Genomic DNA, 14,528 nt, shown 5'->3' with positions numbered 1-14,528 from the left:
TTGCGGGGTAAACTGATAATAGCAATATCAGTTACTTATCTTGTGGATTGGAGGAATATATTGTGCAGTCTATTTCTGGAATAAACTCTGGCGCAGCGCAGCCGTCTGTGCCGATTGCTGGTGTGGATGAAACGAAAAAAGTCCGGCGGCCCGAAGATGAAACTCAATCGCACCGCCAAAAACCTGTGATGGATGAATATGTTCCGGAGGAAAAACCGGAACCATCAGGGCGTTACCGGCTGGGCAAAGACGAGGACGGCAAGCCTAAAATCGATTTCGATGGCCCGGAAAAAAGCGGCTCGGACAAAGATGGGCAAAGCTGCACCTGCAATACCGATAAGGTTGACCGTGAGATTGAAAAACTAAAAAAGCAGAAACAAGAGCTGGAGCAGCAAATCAACAGGGAAACAGATGAAAGCAAAATGGAGGATTTGAAAGCAAAATTGGCACAGATAGAAAAAGAATTGAGCCAAAAGGACAACGACACCTATAGGCGCCAGCACGCTGTATATACATACTCCTAATGCCTGCCCTGCGACGGCAAAAGAAAAAGCCGTCGTACAAGCAGGAAAATCGCTGCGCCCCGAACGGCGGCTTTTGAGAAATCGAAAGCCGCCGTTTTCCTCTTCAGAGGCGGCATTGGAGAAACAGAAAAAACTTCCCGATTCCCCCACTTTGTAATATAATGAAATAATGCACTGCGTCTGCAAAATGATTTCGGATTAGGGGAGGCAGCTTTATGTCGAACAACACAGCAGCAAAACATGACTTTACAAAAGGCGCCACAGCCGCAAGTATTGTGCGCCTGTCTCTGCCGATGATCCTGGCCCAGCTTGTGAATGTTTTATATAACATCGTGGACCGCATGTACTTAGGCCGCATGCCGGGGGACGGCCGTCTGGCCCTTACCGGCGTGGGCGTGGCATTTCCCATTATCACCATTATCAACGCCTTTGCCAACCTCTGCGGAAGCGGCGGCGCTCCCCTATGCTCCATTGAGAGGGGAAGGGGAGACGAAAAAAAGGCCGAACAGATTATGGGCAATTCTCTGACGCTGCTCGTCCTTTTCGGGATCCTGCTGACTGCGGCAGGCTATTTTCTAAAGACGCCTCTTTTGTACCTTTTCGGCGCCAGTGACGAGACGATCCCCTATGCCAATGCCTACATGGATGTTTATCTGGCAGGCAATCTCTTTGTTATGCTGGGGCTTGGCATGAATCCCTTTATCGAATCTCAGGGCTTTGCCAAAACAGGCATGCTCACTGTAGTCATAGGAGCTTTTCTGAATCTCATCCTGGATCCGGTTTTTATCTTCAGCCTGAATATGGGAGTACAGGGAGCTGCAGCCGCCACCATTCTTTCCCAGCTTGTGTCCGCACTCTGGGTTTTGAGTTTTCTGAGCGGCAGAAAAGCCATTCTCCGCCTGCGCCTGCCTGCCCTGCGCCTGAAAGCTGTTTTGGTAAAGCAGATTCTGGCCCTTGGGCTGTCTGGCTTTACCATGTCGGTTACGAACAGCCTGGTGCAGATTTTCTGTAACGCTTCTCTTCAATTTTATGGAGGCGATCTCTATGTAGGCGCTATGACCATCATTTACTCTGTCCGGGAGGTGGTTCAGATGCCTATGCAGGGCTTCACCCAGGGGGCCCAGCCTGTCCTTGGCTACAACTACGGCGCAGGGGAGAACAGCAGGGTAAAGGAGGGAATCCGCTTTATCCGCCGTGTAACCTTGCTGTATGCAGCTGCCCTATGGGCCGTCCTCATCTTGTTCCCTCAGATCATTGTAAGGCTGTTTAACAAAGAAGCAGAGCTTCTTGAGGTGTCTGTTATATCCATGCGCTGGCACTTTGCCCTGTTTTTCTTCATGGCCTTCCAGTATGTAGGCCAGACAGTATTCGTAAGCCTTGGCAAAGCAAAACAGGCAGTATTCTTCTCCCTGTTCCGGAAAGCTATCTTAGGCGTTCCCTTGATTCTGATTCTTCCCCGCCTTTGGGGGCTTGGAATCTACGGCGTTCTGGCCGCCGAGCCTGTCACCAATATCGTAGGAGGACTGGCCTGTTATTTTACTATGATGGCTCTTGTGTGGAGGAAGCTGTAGCTCCATGCAGGGAAAGCGTTCTCCCGTTTCAGTTATATTCCAAATCGCTAATATATCGGGTAGACCTGCTGGGATTTTTTTCCTATGCTTAAAGCAGGGAGGGATGATTATGCCGCATTTGGATGAGATTGGAAGAAACGTGGTACGGCTGCGCAAAGCACAGGGGCTGACCCAGGAACAGGTAGCATTTCACTCAAATATCAGCATCAGCCGCCTGCAGGACATTGAGTATGGATGCAAAAATACAACCATAGATACGCTCATACGTTTGGCAAGAGCGCTCCAGGTTGATTTCCGGATAATGGGCGTTTTTTCAATGACAGACAGGGATATTCTTTCGAAAATCCAGGGTTCATTCCGCCTGAAGCATTGTATAAACGGGCCGCTTCAAATATGTGAGAATATCGTTCAGCTTCGGAAAACGGAAAAACTGACACAAAAAGAGCTGGCGCAAAGGTCAAATGTAAGCATTGCCCGCCTGCGTGATATTGAGCATCGATGTGCGAATGTTACAACAGACAAGCTGTTTAACATTGCAGATGCTTTTGGCATGTCGCTGGTGGAATTAAGTGCAATGTCCATGTCTGAGGCGGAAATTTTTCATCTGATTCACAGGAGCCAGAATCACAGTGGGGATGGAGGTTCATATAGATGCAAAACGATTTTTCTGAGATATACGATCTTTTGTACAGCCTGGGCGTGACTGCAAATTATACTGGCTTCTTTCATATGGCCAGTGCAATAGCTCTGTGCCGGGAGCAGCCGGGCAGACTTCTCCTGGTGACAAAATGTCTTTATCCAGAGGTGGCAAAACAGTACAATACAAACTGGAAGGCAGTAGAGCGAAACATACGGACAGCACAGTTCTTATGCATTTTGGTTCAGTCCCTGGATGTTGGAGCATTGGAAACCAAAAAGATGTAATTTCATATAAATTTTCTGTAAATATTTATTTAACGAAAAAAAAGGAAGTTATTCCACATGATCCACACCCAACACCCAGGGGATGCAGGCTGAGGGGGAGGGGGATTTTCCAATATCCGGTGTCCGCGCGGTTCTCGTACAGTCTGTCTGCCCTGAGCGGACATTGCCCAAAACCCAGAACACGACAAAACCACCAAAGCAATGTCCGAGCAGAGCAGACAGACTGTACGAGAACCGCGCGGACACCGATATGGAAAATCCCCCTCCCCCTCAGCCTGCATCCCCGTCCCCAAAAAAACAAAGTACTTGCCAGAACCCCAAAAGTTGTGTACAATTTGAAAGAACCCAGGCAGATTGGAAGATAACGCCAATCCGTCCAAAACTAATAGAATCCGAGGAAAACTAAAATGAAAAACCAAATAGCAGATTCCGTATATTATGTAGGTGCAGACGACAAAACCATAGACCTCTTCGAGAGCCAGTACGTAGTCCCAAACGGCGTATCCTACAACTCCTACGTCATCTGTGACGAAAAAACCGCCATCTTAGACACCGTGGACCCAAGAGCCAGAGAACAATGGCTTGCCAATCTGGAAGAAGTCTTAGAAGGACAGGCCCCAGACTACCTGGTGGTATCCCACCTAGAGCCCGACCACGCCGGCAGCATCGGAAAGCTGGCCGAAAAATATCCCCAGATGAAGCTGGTAGGCAATCCAAAAACCTTCGCCATGCTCCCCCAGTTTTTCGGGATGGACTTAACTGACCGCTGCATCACCGTAAAAGAAGGCGGCACCCTAAGCCTAGGCGCCCACACCCTCACCTTTGTCATGGCTCCCATGGTACACTGGCCGGAAGTCATGGTAGCCTATGAGTCCAAAGAAAAGATCCTTTTCTCCGCCGACGGCTTCGGTAAATTCGGAGCCCTGGATGCAGAAGAGGAGTGGGCAGACGAGGCAAGACGCTACTACATCAACATTGTGGGAAAATACGGAACCCAGGTTCAGGCTCTGCTGAAAAAAGCCGCCGGCCTTGACATTGCCATGATCTGTCCCCTCCATGGTCCCATATTAAAGGAAAATCTGGGCTATTACCTGGAAAAATACCAGATCTGGAGCAGCTATGAGCCGGAAGAATCCGGCATTGTCATCGCCTACGCATCCATCCACGGCAATACCGCTGCAGCCGCAAAAGAACTGGCCCGCATACTGGAAGAGAAAACGGAAGCGCCGGTTAAGGTATATGACCTGGCAAGAGCCGATATGCCGGCCGTCGTTGCAGAAGCCTTCCGCTATGACCGCCTGGTACTGGCCGCTGCAAGCTACGACGGCGGCGTGTTTCCCTGTATGGAGGACTTCCTGCATCATCTGAAGGCGAAAACCTATCGAAACCGCAGGGTTGCCCTTCTGGAAAACGGAACCTGGGCTCCTTCTGCAGCCCGCACCATGAGAAGCGTCCTGGAAGAGATGAAGAATCTCACTGTCTGCGAGCCTGTAGTCACCATCCGCTCCACCATGAAGGAGGCAGACAAGGAGGCCATGAAAGAATTGGCAGAAGCTTTATTGGCTGAGTAGCCAAAAGAGAAACCTATCAATATACTTGGGAGAGACAGAAAGGAATGTCCGTTCTGTACGGACGTATGTCTTTTCGGAGAAAAAAGAGGGAAGCGTCACCACAAGCTTCCCCCTCTTTATAATAGGAAGAAACCACCGTCTTAAAAGATAAGGACAAAGGAGTTGAAAAAACAAAAAGGAGCTTATACTTTATGGAACAAATAGAAGACAAAAAACAATTCGCAGTCTTAATCGATGCGGACAATATCAGCGCCAAATACGCAGGCAGCATTTTCAATGAGATTGAAAACTACGGCTACGCCTCCTTCCGCCGTATCTACGGCAACTGGTCTACCAAGGGGAACGGCTGGAAGGAGGAAATTCTTCTGGAGAACTCCATCACCCCGGTACAGCAGTTTGCCTACACCTCCGGGAAAAATGCGACCGATATGGCCATGGTCATCGACGCTATGGACATTCTCTACTCCGGCAAGGTAGACGGCTTCTGCCTGGTGACAAGCGACAGCGACTTCACGCGCCTGGCTATGCGCCTCCGGGAAGAAAACATGTACGTTATCGGCATGGGGGAGTCCAAAACACCAATGGCTCTTACAAAAGCCTGCAACAAATTCATCCATCTGAACCTCATCAATAAGCAGGTCAATGATATGGAAAATGCGCCCTCTCCATCCTCCAGCCGGAAGGGCTCCAGGGCGGCAGAGGAGGAGCATGGAAGCGGCGTCACCCCCCTGCCCCAGATTGAGGAAGCCATCATTTCCTTTATCAACGATAATGAAAACAAAGGAAAGATCACCTACCTAGGCGAAATCGGAAGCCGCCTAAACGCCAAATTCACAGACTTTGACGTGCGTAATTATGGTTACACCAAGCTGGTTGTATTTCTTCAGGATACCTGCCCCCGGCTCTATCTGTACAAGATCGATTCCGCCTATGCAGTGGGCCTGGGCGGCCATCTGGACCGCCAGAAGCTGGAAAAAGAGATCCTGGTGTTCATCCGGGACAACGGCGGCCAGATAGAAAACCTCTCCATGGTCTACGAGGAGATCCACAAAAAGTACCCGGCCTTTGACCTCAAGGATTACGGCTACAACCGTTTGTCGAGCTTCCTTCGGAGTATCCGCCAGCTTTCCGTAAGCGGCAATATGGTCAGCATCAAGGATCGGAAATAGACGCAGGCAGAACGGTGTAGGCTTCACTTTTACAATTCAAATGCGCATCGGAAAGATGCATCGCAAAAAAGGGTAAATTCTGTTTGTTGCTTTAAAAAGACAGCGATTTGCCCTTTTAAAGTGCAAAAATGTAAAAAACAGGGAAAAACGGCAAAAAAAATTGATCTTTTCCTCAGAAAAGGAATTGACAAATTTATTTTAATGGTTGTAATATAGAGAGCGATATAAATACAGGCCATTGTTTCCATAGGGCGCGTACATATATCAAAAGAACGAAATAAAACAAGGAGGAAACATTATGAAAAAGAAAGCATTATGTTTACTGTTAGCATGTGCCATGACCTTCTCCCTTGCAGCCTGCGGCGGCAAGAGCCAGGACACAGAAGCACCTGCAGCAGACAGCACAGAAGCAGATAGTGACGCAGCAGGAGATGACGCTGCGGCAGGCGATGACGCAGAGGCGCCGGCAGCAAGCGGCGGAGCCGCATTCAAGATTGGCGGCATCGGACCTACCACCGGCGGAGCATCCGCTTACGGTATCGCTGTACAGAGAGGTATGGAGATTGCCGTTGAGGAGATCAACGCGGCAGGCGGCATCGGCGGAACTCCCATCGAGCTGAATTTCCAGGACGACGAGCATGACCCAGAGAAGTCCGTAAACGCATACAACACTCTGAAGGACTGGGGTATGCAGGTACTCGTTGGAAGCGTAACCTCCAACCCTTGTATTGCAGTTGCTGAGCAGAGCTACAACGATAACCTGTTCCAGCTTACTCCCTCCGGAACCGCAGTAAAGTGCGTACAGTATGACAACGCATTCCGTATGTGTTTCTCCGACCCTAACCAGGGTCTGGAATCCGCAAAGTATATTGGTTCCAACGGCCTTGCATCCAAGGTGGCTGTTATCTATGACAGCTCCGATCCCTACTCCGTAGGTATCTATGAGGCATTCCGTGCAGAGGCTGCCAACCAGAACATTGAGATTGTATCCGATGCGGCATTTACCGCTGACAACAAGACCGATTTCTCCACTGCAGTACAGGGCGCAAAGAATGCAGGCGCAGAGCTTTTGTATATGCCCTTCTACTACACAGAGGCATCTCTGGTACTGGCAGAGTGCAGCAAGCAGAGCTACACTCCCCTGTTCTTCGGTGTAGACGGTATGGACGGAATCCTGTCTGTAGAGAACTTTGACGCTTCTCTGGCAGAGGATCTGATGTACATGGCTCCCTTCGTTGCGAACTCCGACGACGAAATGGTAAAGAGCTTTGTAAGCAAGTATCAGGAGAAGTACGGCGAGGTTCCCAACCAGTTTGCAGCAGATGCTTACGACTGTGTATATGTAGTAAAGGCAGCGATGGAAGAGGCCGGCGTGACTGTTGATATGGACGCATCCGCTATCTGCGATGCCATGAAGACCGCTATGACTGCTATTACCTTTGACGGCATCACCGGCAAGGGCATCAGCTGGGAAGCAAGCGGCGAGCCCAACAAGGCTCCGCTCATTGTACAGATCAAGGGCGGCGAGGGCGTTGCACTGTAAGGAAATCAAGAAAGACTTTGGACAGAGGAGCCTTAGGGTTCCTCTGTTTTTCCGTTTTTCCACTTGTGCATGTTTGGCATCTATGCTATAATACAATGCAAATTGTGTAGAATTTTAATGGATAAAGAGGTGTTATGTATGATGGGATTTATATCCTACCTGGTAAATGGAATTAGTCTGGGCAGCGTGTATGCGATCATAGCCTTGGGGTATACCATGGTGTATGGAATTGCGAAGATGCTGAACTTTGCCCACGGCGACGTGATTATGATCGGCGGCTTTGTGGTGTTTACGGCTGTAAGCGGCATGGGACTTCCGCCCATACTGGGCGTGCTGATTTCTGTGGCGGTATGCACGGTGCTGGGAGTGGTGATTGAGCGGATCGCCTATAAGCCTCTGCGGGGAGCCTCCAAGCTGGCGGTGCTGATTACAGCTATCGGAGTCAGCTATTTTCTGCAGAATATAGCGCTTCTCATCTATGGATCCAATACGAAGTCCTTTACCTCCGTGGTGTCCATGGAACCTCTTTCTCTGGCTGACGGCGCGATTATTATATCCGGCGAGACTATTGTGACGATTCTTGCCTGTATTGTGATTATGGCTGTCCTGACCTCCTTTATCAAATACTCCAAGTCCGGAAGGGCTATGTTAGCCGTATCCGAGGACAGCGGCGCGGCTCAGCTTATGGGCGTTAATGTGAATGCAACCATTGCCCTGACCTTTGCCATCGGCTCTGCCCTGGCTGCCATTGCAGGAGTGCTTCTGTGCTCCGCTTACCCGGCGCTGACCCCTTATACGGGAGCTATGCCCGGCATCAAGGCTTTTGTTGCAGCCGTATTCGGCGGAATCGGTTCCATACCGGGAGCGTTTATCGGCGGAATCCTTCTGGGCGTGATTGAGATTCTGGGCAAGGCTTATATTTCCTCCCAGCTTGCGGATGCCATCGTGTTCGCCGTACTGATTATCGTGCTTCTGGTGAAGCCTACGGGACTGCTTGGCAGGCAGATTCAAGAGAAAGTGTAGGTGGGAAGGATGAAGGGAAAAGCATTGAATAAAAATACAAAGAGCAATCTGATTACATACGGTATGGTGATCCTTGCCTATGTGATTATGGAGATACTGATGAAGGCCGGAATGGTCTCCAGCCTTCTCCAGGGGCTTCTTGTGCCCCTGTGCACCTATGTGATCCTGGCGGTATCTTTGAATCTTGTAGTGGGAATCTCCGGCGAGCTGAGCCTGGGCCATGCGGGATTTATGTGCGTGGGAGCTTTTGCCAGTGCGTTTTTTTCCAATTATACTAAGGAGGCGATCACAGTCAGCGGACTGCGGTTTTTCCTGGCCATTCTCATTGGTGCAGCGGTGGCGGCTTTGTTTGGATTTCTCATCGGAATTCCGGTTCTCCGCCTGCGGGGCGACTACCTTGCTATTGTAACCCTGGCCTTTGGCGAGATTATCAAGAATGTCATTAATGTCATTTTCCTGGGACATGACAGCAAGGGATTCCACATATCCTTTAAGGATGCGTTTTCTATGAATATGGAGACGGACGGGGAGGTTCTTATAAACGGCCCCCAGGGAATTACGGGGACACCCCACGATTCCTCTTTCCTTATCGGCATTGTTTTGATTCTCGTTACTCTGTTTATCGTGATTAACATGGTGAATTCCCGGACGGGCCGGGCGATTATGGCTATCCGGGACAACCGGATTGCGGCGGAGTCCGTGGGAATCAACATTACAAAATATAAGCTTTTAGCCTTTACCGTATCGGCTTCCCTGGCAGGCGTGGCGGGCGTGCTCTATGCCCACAATCTGTCCACCCTGGCGGCCCAGCCGAAAAACTTTGGCTACAATATGTCCATTATGATCCTCGTCTTTGTGGTTCTGGGAGGAATCGGTAATATCCGGGGATCTATCATTGCGGCCGTCGTGCTGACGCTTCTGCCGGAGCTGCTTCGAAGCCTCAATGACTACCGTATGCTGATGTATGCCATTGTTCTGATTGCCACGATGATCTTCACCTCCAGTCCGGGCGGGCAGGACTTTAGGGAGCGTTATTCCTTGAAGGAGCTTTTCGGACGGAAGAATGAGAAAAAGGAGGCGTAACTTATGGCATTATTGGAAGTAAAAGAACTGGGAATCTCCTTCGGCGGCCTTCGGGCAGTGGACGATTTCCATCTGACCATAGAACCAGGCGAGCTTTACGGCCTGATCGGGCCCAACGGAGCCGGAAAAACCACAGTATTTAATCTTCTCACAGGGGTGTATAAGCCTACAGACGGCTATATTCTCCTGGACGGGGAAAATATCACAGGAAAGAAAACCATTGAGATCAATCAGCACGGCATTGCCAGAACCTTCCAGAATATCCGTCTCTTTGACGAGCTGACGGTTCTGGACAATGTGAAAGCAGGGCTTCACAACCACTACTGTTATTCCACGCTCACAGGTATTTTGCGTCTGCCCAGGTATTATAAAGTGGAAAAGGAAATGAATGAGAAGGCCATGGAGCTTCTGAAGGTCTTTGACCTGGATGGGGAGGCGGATTACAAGGCTTCCAACCTGCCCTACGGCAAGCAGAGAAAGCTTGAGATAGCAAGGGCATTGGCGACAAATCCGAAGCTTCTGCTTCTGGATGAGCCGGCGGCAGGTATGAATCCCAACGAGACCCAGGAACTGATGAACACCATTCGCTTTGTAAGGGATGAATTCCATATGACCATTCTTCTGATCGAGCATGATATGAGGCTGGTATCCGGAATCTGCGAGAAGCTGACAGTGCTGAACTTCGGCCAGATTCTCACGGAAGGAGAGACCAGCGAGGTGCTGAATGACCCGAAGGTAATTACGGCATATCTTGGGGAATAGGAGGGTGTTGAGTAATGGCAATGCTGGAAATTAAGGATATAGAAGTATTTTACGGAATGATACAGGCCATCAAGGGAGTTTCCTTTGAGGTAAACGAGGGAGAGGTTATTGCGCTTATCGGCGCCAACGGAGCCGGCAAGACAACGATTCTCCACAGCATAACAGGACTGATTGCGCCAAAGAAGGGACAGATTCTTTTTGAGGGGCAGGACATCACCTCTACCCCGGCTCACAAGATTGTATCCATGGGTATGGCTCATGTGCCGGAGGGACGCCGCGTCTTTGCACAGCTTACAGTTCTGGAGAACTTGAAAATGGGCGCCTTTACCCGGAAGGATAAGGACGAGATTGAGGAAAGCATGATTCGCGTCTACAAGCGTTTCCCACGGCTGGAGGAGCGGAAAAACCAGATGGCCGGGACCCTCTCCGGCGGCGAGCAGCAGATGCTTGCCATGGGCCGGGCGCTGATGTCAAGGCCCAGGATTATTCTGATGGATGAGCCGTCTATGGGATTGTCCCCCATTTTTGTAAATGAGATATTCGATATTATCCGGGAGGTAAGCGAGGGAGGGACTACAGTGCTTCTGGTAGAGCAGAATGCCAAGAAGGCTCTTGCAATCGCAGATCGGGCTTATGTGCTGGAGACAGGTAAGATTGTACTGGACGGAAAAGCGGAGGATCTGCTGAACGACGATTCGGTGAAAAAGGCTTATCTGGGTGAGTAGAAGGCATACAGCGAGAGGATGCGCATGTAGAGACAAAGGATATTGCGGCAGGCGGCAGGCTTGGAGCAATATCCTTTTTTTACCTGCTTTTTCCGTGTTTTACCGGAAAAATTTCCCCGTTACGGTTCACTCCGTGACCAGTGACTTTCCCCTGCATTGCCGGGGATGAAAAGCACCAAGAAGGTTGACTTTATGACGTTCCTGTTTTAGAATAAAAATAAGCAAAATCTCTAAGAGCGTATGATAAAAGAGATTACGGAACTGGATTAGGAGGCAGATAGATGGAAGTAAAGCGTATTTTGGTAGTGGATGACGACACAATGAATTTAAAAAGGACGAAGATGATTCTGGGAAAAACCTATGATGTGGAGATGGTGGAATCCGGAAGAGAAGCCCTTGAGAAGATGAGGAGAGAGGATTTTGACCTGGTGCTTCTGGACATAGCCATGCCGGAGATGGACGGTATCGAGACCTTTGAACGCATGAAGGCATCCGCTTATGATGTTCCCGTTATTTTCCTTACCGCGTCTGGATATGAGGACGATGTAAAAAGAGCAATCAATCTGGGAGCGGTGAATTATCTGAAAAAACCGTTTTTTCCCCAGGAATTGTTGAAACGGGTGGCAAAGGAGTTTGATAAAGAATGAGAACAGAGGAGCAAACCAGCATTCATCTGCTTCTGGCAACGATTGTAACAGTGTTCGGCGTGTTTCTGATAGTGATTACCCTTGCGCTGTCATGGGAATTCTGGATGATTCCCATTATTATAGTAGGCAATACCCTGGTGTGGTGCCTTCATATCGGAAGGTTTGGAACGGAATCATTTTATAAAAATCTGTGCGCAGGGCTGCTGATGATTGGATTTTTTTTCTTTGGCGTACATGAGAGCAGCCTGTACGATATTCCGGCTGTGGCCTGTATGGTGATTCTTGTTTTTTCCATGTTTGATAAAAAGCGGCTGTTGTATATGACGGCCGCCTTGTATATGGTGGAGCTCTTGTATCATTTTCTGATACTGAGTTCCATTTCACGGGATATGGAGCCCAAAGATGTTATACGTCTGGGCATTGACGTATCTGTGACTGTGGGAGCGCTGGCCATTGCAAGATACCGGATTAAGCGGAGGCTGGACGGAAGAAAGCAGATGGAGTCAGCCTATGCGGAGCTTGAGAAGGCAGGGCGGCAGAATGCGGTGTTCCTGTCCAATGTATCCCATGAGCTGCGCACGCCGATCAATATGGTTCTTGGAATCAGTGAGGTGGTACTGGAGAAGGAGCTTTCGGAGGAATTACGGGAGGATATGCATTCCATTCAGTTTGCCGGCAAGCGTCTGTCCAATCAGATCAACAATATGCTTGACTATACGGAGATTGTGGAGGGGACGCTGACGTCTTCCCAGCAGGAATACATTATTACTTCGGTGCTGAATGATGTGATTACCATGACAGCCATGCAGGGAAGCCGTAATCAATTGGAAATGGTATTTGACATGGATCCCAGAATACCGGCTGTGCTGATTGGCGATGCGGAGAAGATCTCCCATGTACTTAAGATTCTTCTGGAAAATTCCATTAAGTTTACGGAAGAAGGCGGCATCCATGTCTGCATTGAATGCCGGAAGGAAGACTATGGAGTCAATCTGATTATTGATATTTATGATACGGGTATCGGTATGACGAATTCCCAGCTCAATCAGATGTTTGACGAGTTTTATCAGGCGGATTCCGGAAAAAGCCGCTTTTCCGGGGGACTGGGGCTTGGTATCCCGATTGCACGGGGCCTTCTTAATTCTATGGGCGGATTTATCCATTTTGTCAGCAAGGAAAATGAGGGGCTGGAAGCCCATATTACCATACCTCAGAGAGTGGCTGATGATTCCCCGGCTATTGTGGTAGAGAATGCCGACAAGCTCTGCATTGCCTGTTATTTCCGACCGGAGAAATATAACTGCGATGAAGTAAAGGGCTACTATGACAGAATGATTCATCATCTGGTGGAGGGCTTTGGCTTAGAAGGCTATCTGGCCCACAATTTTGACGGACTGGTTAAGCTGCAGAAGAATCATTCGCTGACCCATGTATTTATCGCTCAGGCGGAGTATGAGGAGAACAGCGGTTATTATGAGGAGCTGACAAATAAGCTCCGTGTGGTTGTGATTGCAGAGAGAGACTTCAGCTTAAACAGAGGCAGCCGCCTTCAGGTGATTCATAAGCCCTTTTCTGCTCTGTCCGTTGCGAATCTTCTTAATGGAGATGCGGAAGAATTCGGCTTTATGGGAACGGATGGCCACAGGCCTTTCTCCTGTACCAATGTTAAGGCTCTGGCCGTTGACGATGAGGAGATGAATCTTGTAGTGGCTAAGGGCGTTCTGGGCAGCTACGGGATTGAGGTGGATACCTGCTCGAGCGGAAAAGAGGCTGTGGAGCGTTTGGGCAGCGATGACTACGATATGATTTTCCTGGATCATATGATGCCGGGATTCGATGGCGTGGAGACTCTGCGGCGTATCCGTGAGATCAACAACGGCATGTATAAGGAGCTTCCTGTGGTGGCGTTGACGGCCAACACCATCAGCGGAGCCAGAGAGATGTTCCGCCATGAGGGCTTTACGGAATTTATTCCCAAGCCCATAGAGCGCTCTACACTGGAGAGAGTGCTGCGCAAAGTACTGCCTGAGGAAAATATCCAGTACGGCATGGAACAGAAGCGGGAACAAAGGCATGAATCTGTGGTAGTGCGCCGCAGGGAAGAACCGGCAGGGGGACAGTCCGTGAAGAAGGTGCCGGTAGAGGAAAGCGTTGTACATAGAGAGCCTGTACAAGGCAAGCCAGAGAGGAAAGAGCAGGTACAGGAGCAAGAGAGACAGGAGTACAAAGAACCTCAGCGGAAAAAGCAGGAAAGGCCTGTACGAAAGGAAGCGGCCCAGAGGAAGCAGGAGCAAAAGGCGCAGCCGCAGGAGAAAGGGGCGCAAAAAGAATCCGTACAAGAGAAGCCGGTTCAGAAAGGACAGACACAGGCCAAGGCGGAACGAAAAGAGCCTGTACAGGAAAAACAGCAGCGTAAAGAGTCCGGACAGGAAAGGCCTGTGCAGAAAGAGCCAGTACGGCAGAAGCCGGTACGCAAAGGAGCCGCACAGGAAAAGCCTTCGCAGAAGCAGCCTGTCCGCGGGGAGCAGCCGGTACGGGAGAGTTCCCGGCAGAGAGAGCATGTATATGAGGAGCCTGCACAGAGGGATGTTTCTTCAACCGGGATTTCTTTCCTGCAGCTTACGCCTCTTGTGGAAGCCGGTATGAATGTGAGACTGGGTCTGGAGTACTGCTGCGGAGAGAAGGAATTCTACCTGGAAATGCTTCAGACCTTTGCAGAGCAGAGCGGGGCAAAGAAGACCGAGATCCAGGAGCTGTACGACACAGCCAATTGGGAGGACTATGCCATTAAGGTTCATGCCCTGAAGAGTACCTCCCTTACCATTGGCGCAGAGGAGCTTTCAGAGAAGGCAAGGCTCCTGGAGCAGGCAGGCCGAAACGGCGATACAGAATTCATCCATGAGTATCATAACGAGCTTTTGCAAATCTACGACAAGATCTGTGAAAGTATTATAGAACTGGAATAAATACTAGAATGGGAGGGCAT

13 protein-coding genes are annotated in these 14,528 nt (G+C 49.8%); all 13 read left to right on the top strand.

Annotated features, from left to right (window positions below):
* The first annotated feature begins 62 nt into the window (after positions 1-62).
* The 13 genes from VV089_RS12340 (at position 63) to VV089_RS12280 (ending at position 14,508) form a co-directional block, all read left to right on the top strand.
* Positions 63-524 carry an ABC transporter C-terminal domain-containing protein gene (locus VV089_RS12340; protein ID WP_334336058.1) on the top strand — a complete coding sequence of 154 codons (462 nt, stop codon included), beginning with the start codon at positions 63-65 and terminating at the stop codon, positions 522-524.
* 215 nt (positions 525-739) lie between these two features.
* Complete coding sequence (locus VV089_RS12335) at positions 740-2,095, top strand: MATE family efflux transporter (RefSeq protein WP_334336057.1); 1,356 nt, start codon at positions 740-742, stop codon at positions 2,093-2,095.
* Positions 2,096-2,204: 109 nt separating this feature from the next.
* Positions 2,205-2,798 (top strand): helix-turn-helix domain-containing protein, encoded by a 594-nt coding sequence (locus VV089_RS12330; RefSeq protein WP_334336056.1) that lies wholly within the window; start codon positions 2,205-2,207, stop codon positions 2,796-2,798.
* Complete coding sequence (locus VV089_RS12325) at positions 2,747-3,019, top strand: sporulation initiation factor Spo0A C-terminal domain-containing protein (protein ID WP_172540891.1); 273 nt, start codon at positions 2,747-2,749, stop codon at positions 3,017-3,019. Before VV089_RS12330 ends, VV089_RS12325 begins: the two co-directional genes overlap by 52 nt.
* A gap of 407 nt (positions 3,020-3,426) precedes the next feature.
* On the top strand, positions 3,427-4,590 hold the full coding sequence (locus tag VV089_RS12320) for an FprA family A-type flavoprotein (RefSeq protein ID WP_334336055.1): 1,164 nt from the start codon (positions 3,427-3,429) through the stop codon (positions 4,588-4,590).
* Between the two features lie 191 nt (positions 4,591-4,781).
* The gene (locus VV089_RS12315) at positions 4,782-5,759 is read left to right on the top strand and encodes an NYN domain-containing protein (RefSeq protein WP_334336054.1); all 978 of its coding nucleotides are present in this window, start codon (positions 4,782-4,784) and stop codon (positions 5,757-5,759) included.
* A 298-nt stretch (positions 5,760-6,057) separates the two neighbouring features.
* Positions 6,058-7,302, top strand: a complete 1,245-nt coding sequence (locus VV089_RS12310) for an ABC transporter substrate-binding protein (protein ID WP_334336053.1) — start codon at positions 6,058-6,060, stop codon at positions 7,300-7,302.
* Between the two features lie 141 nt (positions 7,303-7,443).
* Positions 7,444-8,325 carry a branched-chain amino acid ABC transporter permease gene (locus VV089_RS12305; RefSeq protein WP_172540911.1) on the top strand — a complete coding sequence of 294 codons (882 nt, stop codon included), beginning with the start codon at positions 7,444-7,446 and terminating at the stop codon, positions 8,323-8,325.
* Positions 8,326-8,334: 9 nt separating this feature from the next.
* Complete coding sequence (locus tag VV089_RS12300) at positions 8,335-9,408, top strand: branched-chain amino acid ABC transporter permease (RefSeq protein ID WP_172540887.1); 1,074 nt, start codon at positions 8,335-8,337, stop codon at positions 9,406-9,408.
* Positions 9,409-9,411: 3 nt separating this feature from the next.
* On the top strand, positions 9,412-10,170 hold the full coding sequence (locus VV089_RS12295) for an ABC transporter ATP-binding protein (RefSeq protein WP_334336052.1): 759 nt from the start codon (positions 9,412-9,414) through the stop codon (positions 10,168-10,170).
* Positions 10,171-10,184: 14 nt separating this feature from the next.
* Complete coding sequence (locus tag VV089_RS12290; RefSeq protein WP_172540885.1) at positions 10,185-10,895, top strand: ABC transporter ATP-binding protein; 711 nt, start codon at positions 10,185-10,187, stop codon at positions 10,893-10,895.
* 281 nt (positions 10,896-11,176) lie between these two features.
* A complete protein-coding gene (locus VV089_RS12285) occupies positions 11,177-11,542 on the top strand; it encodes a response regulator (RefSeq protein WP_172540884.1) in 366 nt (121 codons plus the stop codon).
* Entirely contained in the window at positions 11,539-14,508 is a 2,970-nt protein-coding gene (locus tag VV089_RS12280; RefSeq protein ID WP_334336051.1) for a response regulator, read from the top strand. The genes VV089_RS12285 and VV089_RS12280 overlap by 4 nt, the downstream gene beginning before the upstream one ends.
* Positions 14,509-14,528: the final 20 nt, after the last annotated feature.

The organism is Candidatus Merdisoma sp. JLR.KK011, from assembly GCF_036941125.1.
Taxonomy (GTDB): Bacteria; Bacillota; Clostridia; order Lachnospirales; family Lachnospiraceae; genus Laedolimicola.
This window is presented reverse-complemented; position numbering and strand designations above follow the sequence as displayed.

What these genes read in the sequence shown, in the direction of transcription:
- VV089_RS12325 (WP_172540891.1), top strand. Translation starts at nt 2,747, where the DNA reads ATGCAAAACGATTTTTCTGAGATATACGATCTTTTGTACAGCCTGGGC.
- VV089_RS12300 (WP_172540887.1), top strand. Translation starts at nt 8,335, where the DNA reads ATGAAGGGAAAAGCATTGAATAAAAATACAAAGAGCAATCTGATTACA.
- VV089_RS12310 (WP_334336053.1), top strand. Translation starts at nt 6,058, where the DNA reads ATGAAAAAGAAAGCATTATGTTTACTGTTAGCATGTGCCATGACCTTC.
- VV089_RS12295 (WP_334336052.1), top strand. Translation starts at nt 9,412, where the DNA reads ATGGCATTATTGGAAGTAAAAGAACTGGGAATCTCCTTCGGCGGCCTT.
- VV089_RS12290 (WP_172540885.1), top strand. Translation starts at nt 10,185, where the DNA reads ATGGCAATGCTGGAAATTAAGGATATAGAAGTATTTTACGGAATGATA.
- VV089_RS12285 (WP_172540884.1), top strand. Translation starts at nt 11,177, where the DNA reads ATGGAAGTAAAGCGTATTTTGGTAGTGGATGACGACACAATGAATTTA.
- VV089_RS12335 (WP_334336057.1), top strand. Translation starts at nt 740, where the DNA reads ATGTCGAACAACACAGCAGCAAAACATGACTTTACAAAAGGCGCCACA.
- VV089_RS12315 (WP_334336054.1), top strand. Translation starts at nt 4,782, where the DNA reads ATGGAACAAATAGAAGACAAAAAACAATTCGCAGTCTTAATCGATGCG.
- VV089_RS12280 (WP_334336051.1), top strand. Translation starts at nt 11,539, where the DNA reads ATGAGAACAGAGGAGCAAACCAGCATTCATCTGCTTCTGGCAACGATT.
- VV089_RS12330 (WP_334336056.1), top strand. Translation starts at nt 2,205, where the DNA reads ATGCCGCATTTGGATGAGATTGGAAGAAACGTGGTACGGCTGCGCAAA.
- VV089_RS12305 (WP_172540911.1), top strand. Translation starts at nt 7,444, where the DNA reads ATGGGATTTATATCCTACCTGGTAAATGGAATTAGTCTGGGCAGCGTG.
- VV089_RS12320 (WP_334336055.1), top strand. Translation starts at nt 3,427, where the DNA reads ATGAAAAACCAAATAGCAGATTCCGTATATTATGTAGGTGCAGACGAC.